The sequence below is a fragment of the Burkholderia sp. L27(2015) genome (genome assembly GCF_009765705.1).
Taxonomy (GTDB): domain Bacteria; phylum Pseudomonadota; class Gammaproteobacteria; order Burkholderiales; family Burkholderiaceae; genus LMUX01.
On the sequence record NZ_LMUX01000017.1, the window covers coordinates 17,472 to 33,385 of the forward strand.

Genomic DNA, 15,914 nt, shown 5'->3' on the forward strand with positions numbered 1-15,914 from the left:
CTGAGCACAGACATTAGGCTAGCTTCCCGGTGTATTTCTCCAGCAAAGCCCACGACTCGTCGCCGAATTTTTTATGCCATTCGGTGTAAAAGCCGGCCGCCGTGAGCTGCTGGCGAAACGCTGCGTAGTCGATCTCGTTGAACTGCATGCCATGCGACTTGAGATCGCTCATCAGCGAGTTGTTGAGCTTGAGCACGTCGGCGCGTTCCTGGACACCGGCGTCATTGACCGCGCTGCGCACGATCTGTTGCAGGTCGGCCGGCAGGCGCGCGAACGACTGCTTGTTGGCGAGGAACCAGAAGCCGTCCCACATGTGGTTGGTCAGCGCACAGTATTTCTGGACTTCGTAGAGCTTGGCCGTGGCGATAATCGCGAGCGGGTTCTCCTGACCTTCGACGATATGGGTTTGCAGGGCGGAATACACTTCGGCGAAATTGATGCTGGCGGGCGACGCACCGAAGGCCTTGAACATCGAGGTCCACAAGGGGCTGGTAGGCACCCGCAGTTTCAAGCCCTTCAAATCCTCGGGTTTGAGGATGGGCTTGGCGCTCGTGGTGGTTTGGCGATAACCGTTGTCCCAGATTTTTTCGAAGGCGAAGACCGTGGTTTTTGCGATCTCGTTGCGGACATGCGCACCCAGCTCGCCATCCATGGCAGCCCACACCTGGTCGTAATTTTTGAACGCAAAGCCCAGGCCGCTGATTTGCGCGGCCGGCACCAGCGTGCCGAGTATCAACGGCGACAACGTGAAATAGTCGATCGCCCCCGAGCGGATCTGCGACAGCATGTCGGTGTCGCTGCCGAGCTGGTTGTTCGGATAGACCTGGAAATCGACACGGCCCTTCGATTCGGTGGCGATGCGCGTGGCCATTTCGTGGGCGCGCACATTCATCGGATGAGTGACCGGCAGGTTGTTCGCGTATTTCAGCGTAAATTCCGCGGCGCGGGCATTCAGGCTTATCAGCCCTGTCGCGCAAACACCAGCAACCCCTGCCGTTTTTAGAAACGTGCGGCGCGACAGTGAACTGGCGCTGGCGGCGCTGGTGGCTCGGGGGGTGTCGTTGCGACTGTTTTGGCTAAAGCCCATCGTGATCTCCTGATTTTTATGGATGCATGCGCAAGGACATGCATGAGGACGTGCGCCTCGTCGTTATGGTTTGCTGTCGTTTGCCGCGCTGTGTCGTCATGTGTCGTGACAGCACTTTCGATGAGCAAGTTGAATGCCAAAGTGCGTGATTTGGCCTTGGGGGTTTTCCCTGCTCGGCGCGTGCAGCCAGCGCGTGCGAGGGTTTGCGTGCATGCGAAGTGCTGCAACGCGACGCCGACGTGGCGAATGCGCGCGCTTTGCTGCGGTGCGACACAGCGCGCGCAGCTTCACATGTGTCGCATGACCAACAAGCCCGATGAACAGGTGTCTAGTGTTATGCGACACATGTACGTAGGGTCAGTGTGTCCAGTTCGCGTCTTTTGCCCTATGATCGAATTTCGAATCGAGCGAGCGGCAACTTAGGCAGCACGCCTGTAGCGTCGATGTGCCGTGGTGTTGCACGACTTGCAGGTCCGGCAGACCTGGCCGATCCGGTGACGGCGGCCGCGGCTGGCACTGCTCTTGCTCATACCCCTGCATACCTCACGATGGAGTACGCAATGTCTGAACCCTGCATAACCGGCTGGAGCCACACGAAATTCGGCAAACTGGACAATATTGAACCCGAGGAGCTGATTGGCCAGGTCGCGCGCGCAGCGCTAGAACATGCGGGCGTAGATCCCTGCGAAATCGATTCGGTCCATGTCGGCATGTTCAACGGCGGATTCGTCTATCAGGATTTTCCTTCGACACTGGTGTTCAACTCGATACCGGAACTGCGCTTCGCTTCGACGGTGCGCTGCGAGAACGCGTGCGCGACCGGGTCCGCCGCGATCTATTCGGCACTCGACGCGATTCGCTCCGGCCGCACCCAACGCGCGTTGGTGATTGGCGTCGAAAAGATGACGGGCCTGCCCACTGCGGAAGTGGGCGACATCCTGCTCAAGTGTTCGTACGCGAAAGAAGAAGCGGGCATACCCGGTGGCTTCGCCGGCGTATTCGGTGAAATCGCCAAGGCTTATTTCGAACGCTATGGCGATCAGTCCGACGCGCTTGCCGCGATCGCCGCGAAGAATCACAAGAACGGCGTGAGCAACCCGTACGCCCATATGCAGCGCGATTTCGGCTTCGATTTCTGCCGCACGCCTTCGGAGAAAAATCCATTCGTGGCCGGCCCGCTCAAGCGCACCGACTGCTCGTTGGTGTCGGACGGCGCGGCCGCGCTGGTTATCACCACCGAGGATCTCGCGCGCAGCGCACCGCAGGCCATCCGCTTTCGCGCCACCGCGCAGGTCAGCGATTATTTGCCGCTGTCCAAGCGCGATCCGATTGCGTTTGAAGGCGGCACGCGCGCGTGGGCAAAGGCGCTCGCGCAAGCGAACTTGAAATTGCACGACCTGTCGTTTGTCGAAACGCACGATTGCTTCACGATTGCCGAATTGATCGAATACGAAGCGATGGGCTTGGCCGATCGCGGACAGGGCGCACGCGTGATACTGGACGGTGTCAGCGCCCGCGATGGCGCGCTGCCGATCAACCCGTCGGGCGGCTTGAAAAGCAAGGGTCATCCGATCGGCGCTACCGGTGTTTCGATGCACGTGATGGCGGCCATGCAACTTTCGGGGCAGGCCGGCACGATGCAACTGCCTAAAGCGCAATTGGGCGGCGTCTTCAACATGGGTGGCGCGGCGGTAAGCAATTACGTCAGCATTCTGGAAGCGCTGCGTTAGGCGGCGCGACGCCCGATGCCGTTCCGACCGTAACGATTACAGAAAACGTAGAAGAGACATAGCCATGCTGACCCAAGTCATGAACCTCGGCAATCTGCTTACCGAGGTCGCGCGCCGGCATCCCGACGAACCGGGTTTGATCATCGGCGACACCGTGCACACCTGGCGCGCGATCAATACCCGTGTCGACGCGCTCGCGCACGCCTTGCGCGAACGCGGCATCGGTCACGGCGACAAGATCCTCGTGCATTCGCGCAATAACCTGCCGATGTTCGAGAGCGCCTGGGTAGCATTCAAGCTCGGTGCAGTGTGGGTGCCGACCAATGTGCGCATGACGCCGACTGAAGTTGCCTATCTCGGAGAGTCGAGCGGCGCAAAAGTGATGATTTACGACACCGGCTACGCCGCCTATGTCGATGCGGTGCAGGCCGGGGGTCTGCTCGAACACGTCGTGGCCATGACGGCACCGCGCGACGGCGAACTCGATTTTGAAGCGCTGGCGACGGGGCCGGCGACGGTTTTTGATGCGGCCGCGGTCGATCGAGACGATCCCATCTGGTTTTTTTATACCTCAGGCACGACGGGCCATCCGAAGGCCGGCATGCTCACGCATGGCCAGTTCGCGTTCGTGATCAATAACCATCTGGCCGATCTGATGCCGGGCCTGACGTATCGCTCGCGTTCGCTCGCGGTCGCGCCGTTGTCGCACGGTGCCGGCATTCATGCGGTGATCAATGCGGCGCGCGGCGCGGCCACGATTTTGCCACTCTCGGACAAGCTGGATCCACAAGAGGTCTGGCAATTGGTGGAGCGGCACCGCGTCGACAACATGTTCACGGTGCCTACCATCGTCAAGATGCTCACCGAGGATCCCGCGGTCGATCGCTATGATCACAGCTCGCTGCGTTTCGTCATCTACGCAGGCGCACCGATGTACCGCGCCGACCAATGTCATGCGCTCAAGAAGCTGGGCCAGGTGCTGGTGCAGTATTACGGACTGGGCGAGGTGACCGGCAATATCACGGTGCTGCCGGCATGGCTGCATACCGCCGACGATAACGCGCCCAACGCTCGCGTGGGCACCTGCGGCTATGCGCGCACCGGCATGGAAATCGCCATTCTCGACGCCGATGGGCAGTGCCAGAAACCGTTTGCGACCGGCGAGATCTGCGTGCGAGGACCGGCCGTTTTTATCGGGTATTACAACAATCCCGAAGCGAACCAGAAGAGTTTCAAACATGGCTGGTTTCATACGGGCGACCTGGGGCATCTCGATGAGGAGGGTTTTCTGTATATCACCGGGCGGGCCTCCGATATGTATATTTCGGGCGGCTCCAATGTCTATCCGCGGGAAATCGAAGAGGCTTTGTTGAAACACCCGGCCGTTCATGAAGTGGCGGTGCTGGGCATGCCGGATGCGAAATGGGGTGAGAGCGGTGTGGCCGTGGTGGTCTGCAAGCCGGGGCAAAGCGTGGATGCGCAAGCGCTGCTGGCGCATATCGAGCCGTGCATCGCCAAATACAAATGGCCCCGGCAATTCCTGTTCTGGGATTCGCTGCCCAAGTCCGGCTACGGGAAGATCGTGAAGAAAACCATACGCGCGATGTTGGAGCAGGAGCAAACGGTTTGATCGTTAGCGTCGGATTCTGAGGTGCGTCGCGCTGGCTAAAAATGGAGCGCTTCGGCGTGAGATCGCAGGCCCTGGCTTGAAATGGAGCGCCCCAGCTTACGACGGAACGCCTCCCGCTCGCTAGACGAGCGCTACCTTAGTGGATGCGCCTGAGCGCGGGGTGCGTTTCCACGCCATGGGGAGCCGCCCGGGGGCTTGGCATATCGCTGGCCGATATCAGGTCACGGCCCATGTCGCGCACATGAGGGATGTCGAATTGCTTGAGCTTGCGATACAGCGACGCTCGACACATGCCCAGGCGACGCGCGGCAGCCGAGATATTCCAGCGGCTTTCCGCCAAGACGCGTATCAAGGTGTTGCGTTCCTCGCGCTGCTCGTGTGCGGCTGGCGCGCTCTGGATAAACGCATCGTTGGAACTGCCCGCGTGCACGTAGGGTAGCGGCGTTGCCGGTTGCGCCACGGTGACCGAGGTACGCGGCTTTTGCGTGATCTGGGCGGGCAAGTCGGCTAGCGTAACGGTGTCGCCGTTTTTCACCGCGCAGGCGTAGCGTAAAGCGGCACGCATCTGCCGCAGGTTGCCGGGCCACGTATAGGTCATCAACAAGTCGAGCGCGTCGGCGCAAAGCGTGTCGTCCAGCGTGCGGCCCGGCATCTCCTCGGTCAGCATGCTTTGCAGCAGCCAGGCACGGTCGTCGCGTTCGCGCAGAGCCGGCAATTCCAACACGCCGACCGCGATCCGGTAATACAAATCCTCGCGGAATTCGCCACGCTCCACGCGTTGGGCCAGGTCCTGATGCGTGGCGCAGATCAGTTGCACGTCCACCGCGATCGGTTGCGCGGCGCCGATCGGCGTGACTTCGCCTTCCGAGAGCACACGCAGTAGACGCGTTTGTTGCGCGGCCGGCATATCGCCCACTTCGTCGAGAAACAAGGTGCCTCGATCGGCCAGCACGACCTTGCCCTTCATGCCGCCAGGTAGTGCGCCCGAAAATGCGCCACGTTGATAGCCGAACAGCTCGCTTTCAACCAGGTTGTCCGGAATGGATGCGCAATTGAGCGCAATCAGCGCCGCGCGCCGCCGACGGCTGTACTTGTGTAACGCACGTGCCAGATATTCCTTGCCGGTGCCCGTCTCGCCGAGCAGCAGCAGCGGCAACTGGCGATCGATCAGTCGACGAGCACGCTCCAACAGGGTGTGCATCGAAGAACGAGGGCCGCATAAGTGGTCTAGCGGTAGATAGGGAGTCAGGCTTACTCCGGGGCTTGCTCCTGAAAGCGGGCATTCCTGCGCGTCGTGGGCGGTCATGGCTTGTCTCTTTTATAGGCAATTATATTGAGCTGCTCCGGTCCGCTTGTGGCGAGGGGCGCTCTCAGCGAAGCATCTTGATGGCTTCAACTTCGAGAATAAGGCGATTCATTGATGACTTCCAATACAATATTAGGCATCGAATAATACCCGTGAGGTATCAATGATAGAACTCAGGCATTTTCGCTATTTCACTGTATTGGCCGAAACGCTGCATTACGGACGCGCGGCCGAGATTCTGCACATCTCGCAACCGCCGTTGTCGCGCCTGATCGTGGCGCTGGAAGAAGAGCTGGGCGTGGTGCTGTTCGAGCGTACCCGGCGCAGCGTGCGTTTGTCGGCGGCTGGCGAGCGTTTTTATCAAGACGCGAAGGGGATCCTGACCGCTGTCGAGCGGGCGCGTGGCAACGCGCGCTCAGCCAGCTTGGGCGAAGAAGGGGCGTTGTCGGTGGGGTTCATGTACGCGGCTGCGTATAGCGTGTTGCCGCCGTTGACCCGTGCCTACGCGTCGGCATTTCCGCGCGTGGACATGAAATTGGGAGAAACCATACCGACCTTGCTGCTGGAAGACATACGCAACGGCAAAACCGACGTCGGCATCATGTATCCCCCTGATGTGCTGGACGGTCTGGAAAGCCGGCAGGTATTTCGCGAACCGCTGGTCGCCGTGCTGCCCGCCGATCATGCGTTGGCCGGCGCGGCTTCGATTGCGGTGCGGGATCTGGGCGATGAATCGTTCATCATTTCGCCACGTGTGGCCTCGACCTTTATCTACGACACGATAGTCAGTTACTGCCGACGTGCCGGCTTTGCACCGCGCATTCGTCTGGAGACGAATTTTCAGCAAACCATTATCAATCTGGTTGGGCAAGGGCTGGGGGTGGCGCTCGTGCATCGTTCGATGCAAAGCACTCATGCCGACAACGTGCGTTTCGTGCCGCTCAAGGCGCCGCCGTTCGTGGACGTGTTCGTGGTCTGGAGCCGCGATAACTTCAACCCGTGCGTAGAGCACTTTGTGACGACCGCCGCCTCGGTTTGGGCGCGCGAGCATGACGAAATCAGCGATCGGCCGCTTCGTTAGGCTTCGTTAGGCTTTGTTAGCGCTGGGATGAGTCTGCCTGCGCGCGGGTTCGTCACGCTGGGCGAGGGTGTTACACCTGTCGCTGCTTGCGACAGGTGCACGCCGGCAACGGTCCGCTGACCGTCTCCGAGTCAAACCCGGGACGAGCCCTCACGGCATACCCATCGGGCTTTCTCGCCGCGGCCATACCCGGACACCCAAGGTGGCACTTTAATTGCTTGATAGACAGGTCTCTTTAACTGGTGACTACCATGAACCTGTCTATCCACGGCGCCACAAGCGCGAGTGCGATCGAGGGGGCCGATCCCAGCCCTCTGTTTAAGCTGAACGCTGCATCCGACCCGGCAGCCGATGCCGACTATCCGCGCCACGCACACAACGAAGCAAATACCGCGCGGGGCTTTTGCCACCCCGGTGCGGCAACTTCGCCACGACTGCTGTCGGTGCAAATACGTACGCCGCAAGACATGCGTATTACGATTCCATGCGGCGCCAATGTCGGAAAGATGTTACGCGATGCGCTCGCGCCTTATCACTACAGCGGCGCGATGGGCTACATCTGCCGCGGCAGCGCACGGGCACTGCAATATCACGTGATCGTCGCGGCAGCCGAAGGCGATCGTCCTTATATCTACGGCGCGCCGATACGCGAAAGTGGCGAAGCGACCTTCATCAACGGCACCGTCAATTTTGGTCGCGACGCGAACGGCGCCGTATTGCTGCACTGCCACGGCGGCTATGCCGATACGAACGGCGCGTTGCATGGCGGCCATTTGATACTCGACGAAACCGTGGTCGGTGCCGAGCCGCTCGTGATGCATCTTTGCCTGTTCGGGCAGGGTGGTTTCGTGCAGGGCGAGGACGAAGAAACGCACTACAAACTATTGCAACCGTACGTCGGAGCGCTGCAATGAATGCACTATCGAACCCGTCGAGCGACGACCTATCGAGCGACGACCTATCGAGCGAACACGTCAAACTCGAAAGTGGGCATTACGGTCGCGTGGTGGTCGCGCGTATCAAACCGAATGAGGATCTGGTCGGCGCACTGGAAGCGCTTTGCACTACGTATGGCATGCAGCGCGCAGTGGTGCGCGGCGTATTGGGGAGCTTGGTCGATGGACGCCTGAGTTATCGTGCGGCCGACGGGGTGCGAGAGCGGATAATCAAAGGACCTGGCGTCGAAATTCTGAATGTCTTCGGCGAAGTCACAGCCGCAGCCATGACGACCAGCAACAGCTCGACTCAACTGAATGCCGCGTTATCTGGAACCGACGGCGCGGTGTACGCAGGGCGCTTGGTGCGCGGCGCCAACCTGGCGTTTATTACTATCGAGGCGACGCTGCAGGAATGGATTGCCGAGAGCGCTTGAACATGGCCGGAGCCTATCCAGGGTCCGGCCTTTTTGCGCGCGGCCGCGACGTATCAGCGCGGCTCTTTGCGGCGGATCAGTGGCAACTCAACGGCAACTCAACACGCTTCGTTATCGATCCACAACCGCCCCCAGCGTGTGGCATACGCCAGCGCTTGCGATTCCTCAAAAAAATAATCGAGCTCTTTGAACTGCAGTGCCTGCGCGCAACTGTCCGCCGCTTTTTGAATCAATAGCGTTGCTGCATATAAGCCGTTATGCAACGGCGTGGCATCGGCCGAAACTTGATAGCCTTTATAAAAGGTCGATAGCTTCATCGTGGGTGACTCCGGAAATACGCGACGCGTGATGTGACTGACAATGCAGTCTAGCGGGGCGCACGATGCAAGTGAACTGATCTTTCGTCGTAAGCAAATTACATCGCGTATCGAGTGCATAGATGCTGAAACACTTGGCACCGATGCGTCAGACGCTGAGGGCCGGGAGTTTCAGCATCCACGCATGGGTCACGACGCGGTTGCGGCCATGCGCTTTCGCGTAGTAGAGCGCTCGGTCGGCGCGCTGCAGAATGCCGTCCACCTGGTCGCCCGGTTCGTAAGCCGTGACCCCGGCACTGAATGTGAAGTGCAGGGTGTGCTGGTGAAAAGCACATTGCGTCTGTTCGACCTGCGCTCGCATTCGATCCAAAACACTTGCGGCAATGTCTTCGTCGGCATCAGGCAATAAGACCGCAAATTCCTCTCCGCCGATACGGCCGAAATAGTCACTCTCGCGCAGTTTGGTCTGGCATACCTCCACGAACGCAAGCAGTGCTCGGTCGCCCGCCGCGTGACCATAGGTGTCGTTGATCGGTTTGAAGAAATCGAGATCGATCACGGCTACACAAAAACGGCGACTTGGAGAAGCAGAAGCGAAAGCAGACGCGAAAGCGGAAGCGAAAGCAGAAGCGGGAGTGGCATTGGCAGCGCCAGCGATAGCATCGCCGAGTAACTTGACGAAGTATCCGCGATTGAAAACGCCGGTCAACGGATCGTGCCGCACTTCGTGCTCCAAGTCCTGGTTTACGGTTTGCAGGGAGGTATTCAGCGCCATGGTTTCACGTAGATGACGGCGCTCGCGCGCGTAATAGGCCGCGACCGACAGGAGCGCCAGACCCAAGCCTACATAAGTGAAGAATGCCCACCAAAAATAACCCAGGCGTTCAACGCGTATCCGGGCGATCTCGGTGACCGGCGTGACCGCGTACACGGTCAGTCCTCCCTGCAAGGTGGTTCGGGCACGGATCACGACAGGGTTAGGCAGATTGCCCAAGGTTTCCAGCGTAGACAGCCCGTGCTGAGTGTAAGGTGCGCGTTCCAGTACGTCGAAATGTGTGCGCTTGTAGGTCTCGGTTTGTTGCTCTGCCGTCAGTGAAAATACCGCGGCGCCCCGCAGTGCGCGATACAGGAATTGGGGATCGTGGGCCAGGATGATCACACCGTTCCGATCGGTCACGAACGAGTTGCCCTCGCTGATCCAGTGCGCCATTTCATCGATGTTGACCTTGACCGCGACCACGCCCGTGACATGCTGCTGGTCCACGACGGGCGCCGAGAAAAACATGCCGGACTGATCCGTGGCGCGTCCGATCGCAAAGTCTTCGGTTGGCAGGCCATTGCGGGAACCGATGAAATACCGGCGATCGCTGAGATCCAGGCCTGCGACCGATAGCGGCGAAAGGAAATTGCTGGACGCGATGCAAATGCCGTGGGGATCGAGCACCAACAATAGCGACAGGCTGAGATCTTGCGCGGCGCCATCGAGCATCCCGTCTAGTTCCTGCAGACGCGCGTTTTCGCCTAGTTGAGCGCGACGCTGCAGCGGCAGGCCGCCGTGGTTACCGCTCGTGTAGGTGGGCAAATCACGCAGCGCCGCTTTGACAGAAGCCAGGCGCGACAACATGACAGGTACGCCGCGCAGATAGCGCAGGTTTTGATCGATTTCGCTGGTGATCCCGTCAGCCAGGCGCTCGGTCAGAATATTGGCGTCGCTGACGGCCGATGCCGCGCGTTGCTCAATCAGCCGATCGGCGGTCCAGTCGGCGAGAATCACCGAGAACAGCGCTCCGATAATCAAACAGAGGAGGAGCAGCGCGCGATAGCCGGGTTGTTTTAAACCATCCCGTATCAGGTTGACCGGCATCGAATCTCTCACTGGAACGAGTTTCGTTGCAAGGGTACACGGGGTCGCACCACATATCGGCCAGCGTTTACGCTAATACACCACACGACTCATGCAGGGCAGTCAAACAGGCCGCCCGCCAAACCCGCATTCTCCTCGGCGATGCACCGGTCCAGCATACGGCACACGGCATCGATATGCCCAACGAGCGTGACACGGGACGGGCCGCGATACACGCGCACGGGTTCGCCGCCAGCCAGGCTCGCATCGTGTTCTTTCTGCAGGGCGGCGCGTCCCGCGGTATCGGTTGCCGGAATATTGGCAGCGGGAGCTTGCGCCGGCGCGCTCGGCGGCCGTTGTTGCGGTGCCCTCAGCGGCAGCCGAGCAAACGCCGGGCGATTGGCTTGAGGCAACTCAATGCACGGGTCCAGTTCGAAGCTCGAATCCGGGCCCACGCCGGACGTTGCTAAAGACCAGGAGGTCGTGCCCACAGCACCGCACTCGCGCAGCATCCTCAGATGATGAAAGCGACCAAATTGGCGAAACGGGAGCAGGCGGGCAAGACGCTTCATGATGAAACTCCGTTCAGAATTCAGTCGGGCGGATGAGCCCGACTGCAATACCTTCCAGCGCAAAATCGGTGCGCTCCGGGTCGACAAGAATCGACGGGTAATCCGGATTTTCGGCCATCAACTCAACGCCGCCGTGTATCCGGCGAAAGCGTTTGACGGTGACGTCGTCCCCGAGCCGGGCGACCACGATTTGTCCGTCGTGGGCTTCGTGGTGACGCTGCACGGCGAGCAGGTCGCCGTCCAGAATGCCGGCGTCGCGCATGCTCATGCCGCGCACTTTGAGCAGGTAATCCGGTGTTTTGGCAAACAGCGCCGGGTCGCAGGTGTAATGCTGCGAGACATGCTCTTGCGCCAGGATCGGACTACCCGCGGCAACCCGTCCGACCAGCGGCAACGAAAGCTGCATCAGCGCGGCATGGGGCAGCGTCATCTGGTACGGCGTATCTTCGCCTTGCTGCGGCACGAGCCGGATTCCGCGCGAGGCACCCGCAGCCAATTCGATCACACCTTTGCGCGCCAGCGCTCGCAGATGTTCTTCCGCGGAATTGGCGGAGCTGAACCCGAGTTCCGCAGCAATTTCCGCCCGCGTCGGCGGAAAGCCGGTGCGCTCGATTGCGCGTCGAACGAGTTCGTACACCTGGTGCTGTCTTGCTGTCAGTTTGTTCATGGGCTCACTGTATGTTTGAACAGTTGACTGTATTTTTATACAGTATTCAAGTAAGGGTCAAGTGTTGTTTTCAATCGGCAACACAAAAGCCACGCCCATTCTTTAGTCAGAAATCGAATAAAGAAATGATAAAACAGTCTTTTTTATTATTTAGCGTGCTCGCTACACTCCGTCCTCGCCCCCTAATAAGAGTGGAACAGGAGTTGTATGCAAGCGCTATTCACCGAGACCGGACCTCGCAGGACCTTCAAGCCGTTGCTTTCGATGTTGCTGATTGCAGCGGCGACTGCCTGTGGTTGGCTGGCGCAAGTTGACGCTGCGCGGGCGGACACGACCTTGTTGAACGTGTCGTATGACCCGACTCGCGAGCTCTATCAGGATTTCAATCAGGCCTTCGGCGCGCAGTGGAAAAAACAGACCGGCGAAACCATCAAGTTCGAGCAATCGCATGGCGGCTCGGGGGCGCAGGCGCGCTCGGTGATCGACGGCCTGCAGGCGGATGTGGTGACGCTGGCGCTGGCCTATGACATCGACGCGCTTGCCGAGCGCGGTCTGGTCGACAAAGGTTGGCAAAAGCGTTTGCCGGACAACGCCGCGCCCTACACATCCACGATCGTGTTCCTGGTGCGCAAGGGCAATCCCAAACATGTGCACGATTGGGATGATCTGGCCAAACCCGGTTTGAGTATCGTCACGCCGAATCCGAAGACTTCAGGCGGCGCGCGTTGGAACTACCTGGCGGCCTATGCCTATGCGCTGCATCTGCCGGGCGGCACGGACGCGAAGGCGAAGGATTTCGTCGGTAAGGTTTACAAGAACGCCGGCGTGCTCGATTCGGGCGCGCGCGGTGCGACCACCAGTTTCGTCCAGCGCGGCCAGGGCGACGTCTTGTTGGCTTGGGAGAACGAGGCATTCCTGGCGATGAAAGAGTTCGGTGCCGATAAGTTCGAGATTGTCGTGCCGTCGGTCAGCATCCTGGCCGAGCCGCCGGTAGCGGTCGTCGACAAGGTGGTGGACAAGCACGGCACGCGCAAGGTGGCGCAAGCCTACTTGCAATACTGGTACAGCGACGAGGGGCAGGAGATTGCCGCACGCAATTTTTATCGTCCGCGCTCGACCAAAGTGGCTGAGAAATACACGCGCATCTTCCCGAAACTGAAGCTGTACACCGTGGACGACACCTTTGGCGGTTGGGCCAACGCGCAAAAGACGCATTTTGCGGATGGTGGCGTGTTCGACCAGATTTACGCACCGCAATAACGTAATGGATCTATCTTGAAACCTTCTTCGAGCGCGGTGGCAGTCGCCACCCGGTCGGCCCGGGCCGGCTTTCCCGCGGGCTTTTCGTTCCGCAAACCCAGTGCGTTGCCAGGCTTCGGCCTGGCGCTTGGCTTTACCGTCACCTATCTGAGCCTGATCGTATTGATCCCGCTCGCCGCGACCTTCCTCAAGACCGCGACGCTCGATTGGCCGCATTTCGTGCGGGCCGTCACGTCGGCGCGGGTACTGGCTTCGTATCGCTTGACCTTCGGGGCGGCGGCGGTGGCGGCATTGATCAACGCGATATTCGGGTTCCTGGTGGCGTGGGTACTGGTGCGTTATCAATTTCCGGGCAAGCGCCTGGTCGACGCCCTGGTGGACTTGCCGTTCGCGTTGCCCACCGCCGTGGCCGGTATCGCGTTGGCGGCGGTCTATGCGGGCAACGGCTGGATCGGTCAGTGGCTCGAGCCCATGGGGATCAAGATCGCGTTTACGCGCGCCGGCGTGGTGCTTGCGTTGACCTTTATCGGCCTGCCGTTCGTGGTGCGCACGGTGCAGCCGGTGCTCGAGGAGTTCGAGCGTGAGCAGGAAGAGGCGGCGGCTTGCCTGGGCGCGTCGCGCTGGCTGACCTTTTCGCGCATTGTTTTTCCGGCGGTGGCGCCGGCATTGTTGACCGGCTTTTCGCTGGCACTTGCGCGGGGGCTCGGCGAGTACGGATCGGTCATTTTTATCGCGGGCAATGTGCCGATGAAGTCGGAAATTACGGCCTTGCTGATCATCACTGAGCTTGAGCAGTTCGACTACGCGGGTGCGACGGCGCTGGCCGTTGTGATGCTGCTGGCATCGTTCTCCTTGTTGTTGTTCATCAATACGCTGCAGTGGTGGTGGCAGCGCCGTCATTCGAATTCGCGGATCCAGGCCAGGCCCCGGGCCGCTGCTGCCGAGGTGCTGACATCATGAGCAATCGATCGGGAATCAAGAACGGCGCACCCGGTGAATTCGATGCCGGATTGGATGTAAGCGCGCGCGCGCGTCGTCCTGAGCCGGTGACCGAATCGCGTCCCGTACGTATCGTTTTGATCACAGTGACGCTGGTATTTCTGTTGGCGTTTCTGGTGGTGCCGCTGGCAGCCGTGTTCCAGTTGGCATTGAGCAAAGGGTTCGCCTACTACTTCGATGCACTGGCCGATCCCGATGCCTGGTCGGCCATTCGCCTGACCTTGCTGGTCGCGGCGATCGCAGTACCGTTGAACGTGGTGTTTGGCCTGGCCGCTTCATGGGCGATCGCGAAGTTCGAGTTTCGCGGCAAGAGCCTGTTGATGACCTTGATCGATCTGCCGTTTTCGGTCTCGCCGGTTATTTCCGGGTTGGTGTTCGTGCTGCTGTTCGGCGCGCAGGGCTGGCTCGGTCCATGGCTGGACGCGCACCAGATCCAGCTCATTTTCGCGGTCCCGGGCATTGTGATGGCGACCATCTTCGTCACCTTCCCGTTCGTTGCGCGCGAACTGATTCCGTTGATGCAGGCGCAGGGCACGGAAGAGGAGGAAGCGGCTCGGGTGTTGGGCGCGTCGGGCTGGCAGATGTTTCGCCGTGTGACTTTGCCCAACGTCAAATGGGGGCTGCTGTACGGCGTGATTCTGTGCAATGCGCGCGCGATGGGCGAATTCGGTGCTGTGTCGGTGGTGTCGGGGCACATTCGTGGGCAGACCAACACGATGCCGCTGCACGTCGAAATTCTCTACAACGAATACAACTTTGCGGCCGCATTTGCGGTGGCCTCGCTGCTTGCGCTGCTGGCGCTCGTGACGCTGGCCCTCAAGCTGCTGGCCGAAGGCCGGCTCAAGCAGGACTTGCACGCGAGCGTGCCGGCACAGGCCGCGCCGTTGCAAAGCGCTTACGCCTCGATCAACAGGAATATGTCATGAGCATCATCGTTCGCGGTATCGAAAAGCAGTTTGGCAGCTTCACCGCCATCGACCATCTCTCGCTCGAGTTCGCCTCGGGCGAGTTGGTTGCGTTGCTGGGGCCGTCGGGCTGCGGAAAAACCACGTTGCTGCGGGTCATCGCTGGTTTGGAATATGCCGATGCGGGTCAGGTGCTGCTCGACGGACGCGATGTCGCCAGCGTGGGCGCGCGCGAGCGTCAAGTGGGCTTTGTGTTCCAGCATTACGCGCTGTTTCGCCACATGACGGTGTTCGAGAATATCGCCTTTGGCCTACGCGTCAAGCCGCGCCGCGAGCGGCCCACGGAGGCGGTGATCCGCACCAAGGTGCACGACTTGCTCAAGCTGGTCCAGCTCGACTGGCTGGCCGATCGCTACCCCTCGGAGCTTTCCGGCGGACAGCGCCAGCGTATCGCGCTGGCGCGTGCGTTAGCGGTCGAGCCTAGCGTGTTGCTGCTCGACGAGCCGTTTGGCGCGCTCGACGCAAAGGTGCGCAAGGAGTTGCGCAGTTGGCTGCGCCGCCTGCACGACGATTTGCACGTCACGACGATTTTCGTTACGCACGATCAGGAAGAGGCGCTCGAAGTGGCCGATCGGATTGTCGTGATGAATCACGGACGCGTTGAGCAAACCGGCAGTCCCCAGGAGGTGTATGACCATCCGCAAAGTGCTTTCGTGTACGAATTTCTCGGTGCAGCCAATCAGTTGCAGGGGCAGGTAGGCGAGCACGGCTTCACCGCCGTCGACGCGATTTCGGCGGTGGGCGTGCAAGCCGATTTTCGCGGGCCGGCGCTGGCCTTTGTGCGTCCGCACGATTTGCAACTGGTGCCTGGCGAACATAATGCCGCTCATGCCGGTGGCATCAGGGTCGGCATCCGGCGCGTGATTCCCGTGGGCGGCACCGTGCGCGTCGAGCTCGAAACCGGAGCCGGACGCATCCTCGAGGCGGAGTTGGACCGCGCTTCCTGGCAAGCACTCGGCATCGCGGTGGGCGACGGCGTGACGGCCGTGCCGCGTGCGCTGCAGGCTTTTCCGGCACAGGCACGGGCCTAGCGCGATCCGTAAAAAGAATCCGCGTGGCCAAGCGCCATGCAGCAACACGACACA

Annotated in this window: 15 protein-coding genes; 9 read left to right on the forward strand and 6 right to left on the reverse strand. The window is 60.4% G+C overall.

Annotated features, from left to right (window positions below; translation table 11 throughout):
- Positions 1-13: 13 nt before the first annotated feature.
- Positions 14-1,087, reverse strand: coding sequence for a TRAP transporter substrate-binding protein (locus tag GSQ77_RS13635; protein ID WP_158903088.1), 1,074 nt, complete (start codon positions 1,085-1,087; stop codon positions 14-16).
- Positions 1,088-1,635: 548 nt separating this feature from the next.
- Here GSQ77_RS13635 and GSQ77_RS13640 point away from each other — a divergent pair.
- Both GSQ77_RS13640 and GSQ77_RS13645 read left to right on the forward strand, forming a co-directional pair.
- A complete protein-coding gene (locus tag GSQ77_RS13640) occupies positions 1,636-2,817 on the forward strand; it encodes an acetyl-CoA acetyltransferase (protein ID WP_174246452.1) in 1,182 nt (393 codons plus the stop codon).
- Positions 2,786-4,447 carry an acyl-CoA synthetase gene (locus GSQ77_RS13645; RefSeq protein WP_301951162.1) on the forward strand — a complete coding sequence of 554 codons (1,662 nt, stop codon included), beginning with the start codon at positions 2,786-2,788 and terminating at the stop codon, positions 4,445-4,447. The genes GSQ77_RS13640 and GSQ77_RS13645 overlap by 32 nt, the downstream gene beginning before the upstream one ends.
- Before the next feature lie 136 nt (positions 4,448-4,583).
- Here the strand turns inward: GSQ77_RS13645 and GSQ77_RS13650 are convergent, their stop codons facing one another.
- On the reverse strand, positions 4,584-5,753 hold the full coding sequence (locus tag GSQ77_RS13650; protein ID WP_158903094.1) for a sigma-54-dependent Fis family transcriptional regulator: 1,170 nt from the start codon (positions 5,751-5,753) through the stop codon (positions 4,584-4,586).
- A 163-nt stretch (positions 5,754-5,916) separates the two neighbouring features.
- Between GSQ77_RS13650 and GSQ77_RS13655 the strand changes: the two genes are divergently transcribed.
- The 3 genes from GSQ77_RS13655 to GSQ77_RS13665 all read left to right on the forward strand — a co-directional run bounded on the left by GSQ77_RS13655 (position 5,917) and on the right by GSQ77_RS13665 (position 8,206).
- Positions 5,917-6,834 carry a LysR family transcriptional regulator gene (locus GSQ77_RS13655; RefSeq protein WP_158903096.1) on the forward strand — a complete coding sequence of 306 codons (918 nt, stop codon included), beginning with the start codon at positions 5,917-5,919 and terminating at the stop codon, positions 6,832-6,834.
- A gap of 251 nt (positions 6,835-7,085) precedes the next feature.
- Positions 7,086-7,748, forward strand: coding sequence for a hypothetical protein (locus GSQ77_RS13660; protein ID WP_254067617.1), 663 nt, complete (start codon positions 7,086-7,088; stop codon positions 7,746-7,748).
- Positions 7,745-8,206, forward strand: coding sequence for a PPC domain-containing DNA-binding protein (locus GSQ77_RS13665; protein ID WP_158903098.1), 462 nt, complete (start codon positions 7,745-7,747; stop codon positions 8,204-8,206). The genes GSQ77_RS13660 and GSQ77_RS13665 overlap by 4 nt, the downstream gene beginning before the upstream one ends.
- A gap of 98 nt (positions 8,207-8,304) precedes the next feature.
- Here the strand turns inward: GSQ77_RS13665 and GSQ77_RS13670 are convergent, their stop codons facing one another.
- The 4 genes from GSQ77_RS13670 to lexA all read right to left on the reverse strand — a co-directional run bounded on the left by GSQ77_RS13670 (position 8,305) and on the right by lexA (position 11,605).
- On the reverse strand, positions 8,305-8,523 hold the full coding sequence (locus tag GSQ77_RS13670) for a transcriptional regulator (protein ID WP_158903100.1): 219 nt from the start codon (positions 8,521-8,523) through the stop codon (positions 8,305-8,307).
- Between the two features lie 148 nt (positions 8,524-8,671).
- Positions 8,672-10,387, reverse strand: coding sequence for a sensor domain-containing diguanylate cyclase (locus GSQ77_RS13675; RefSeq protein WP_216854898.1), 1,716 nt, complete (start codon positions 10,385-10,387; stop codon positions 8,672-8,674).
- An 89-nt stretch (positions 10,388-10,476) separates the two neighbouring features.
- Positions 10,477-10,938 (reverse strand): hypothetical protein, encoded by a 462-nt coding sequence (locus GSQ77_RS13680; RefSeq protein ID WP_158903104.1) that lies wholly within the window; start codon positions 10,936-10,938, stop codon positions 10,477-10,479.
- A 13-nt stretch (positions 10,939-10,951) separates the two neighbouring features.
- Positions 10,952-11,605 (reverse strand): transcriptional repressor LexA, encoded by a 654-nt coding sequence (lexA, locus tag GSQ77_RS13685; protein WP_158903106.1) that lies wholly within the window; start codon positions 11,603-11,605, stop codon positions 10,952-10,954.
- A gap of 207 nt (positions 11,606-11,812) precedes the next feature.
- Here lexA and GSQ77_RS13690 point away from each other — a divergent pair, with 207 nt between their 5' ends.
- Genes GSQ77_RS13690 through GSQ77_RS13705 form a run of 4 tightly spaced genes read left to right on the forward strand, consistent with a single transcriptional unit; the run spans position 11,813 to position 15,860 of the window.
- Positions 11,813-12,865 carry a sulfate ABC transporter substrate-binding protein gene (locus tag GSQ77_RS13690; RefSeq protein ID WP_158903108.1) on the forward strand — a complete coding sequence of 351 codons (1,053 nt, stop codon included), beginning with the start codon at positions 11,813-11,815 and terminating at the stop codon, positions 12,863-12,865.
- A 36-nt stretch (positions 12,866-12,901) separates the two neighbouring features.
- Positions 12,902-13,825: a sulfate ABC transporter permease subunit CysT gene (gene cysT, locus GSQ77_RS13695; RefSeq protein WP_158903899.1), complete on the forward strand. Its 924-nt coding sequence runs from the start codon at positions 12,902-12,904 to the stop codon at positions 13,823-13,825.
- Positions 13,822-14,790 (forward strand): sulfate ABC transporter permease subunit CysW, encoded by a 969-nt coding sequence (gene cysW, locus GSQ77_RS13700; RefSeq protein WP_158903110.1) that lies wholly within the window; start codon positions 13,822-13,824, stop codon positions 14,788-14,790. The genes cysT and cysW overlap by 4 nt, the downstream gene beginning before the upstream one ends.
- On the forward strand, positions 14,787-15,860 hold the full coding sequence (locus tag GSQ77_RS13705) for a sulfate/molybdate ABC transporter ATP-binding protein (protein ID WP_158903112.1): 1,074 nt from the start codon (positions 14,787-14,789) through the stop codon (positions 15,858-15,860). Before cysW ends, GSQ77_RS13705 begins: the two co-directional genes overlap by 4 nt.
- Positions 15,861-15,914 lie beyond the last annotated feature (54 nt).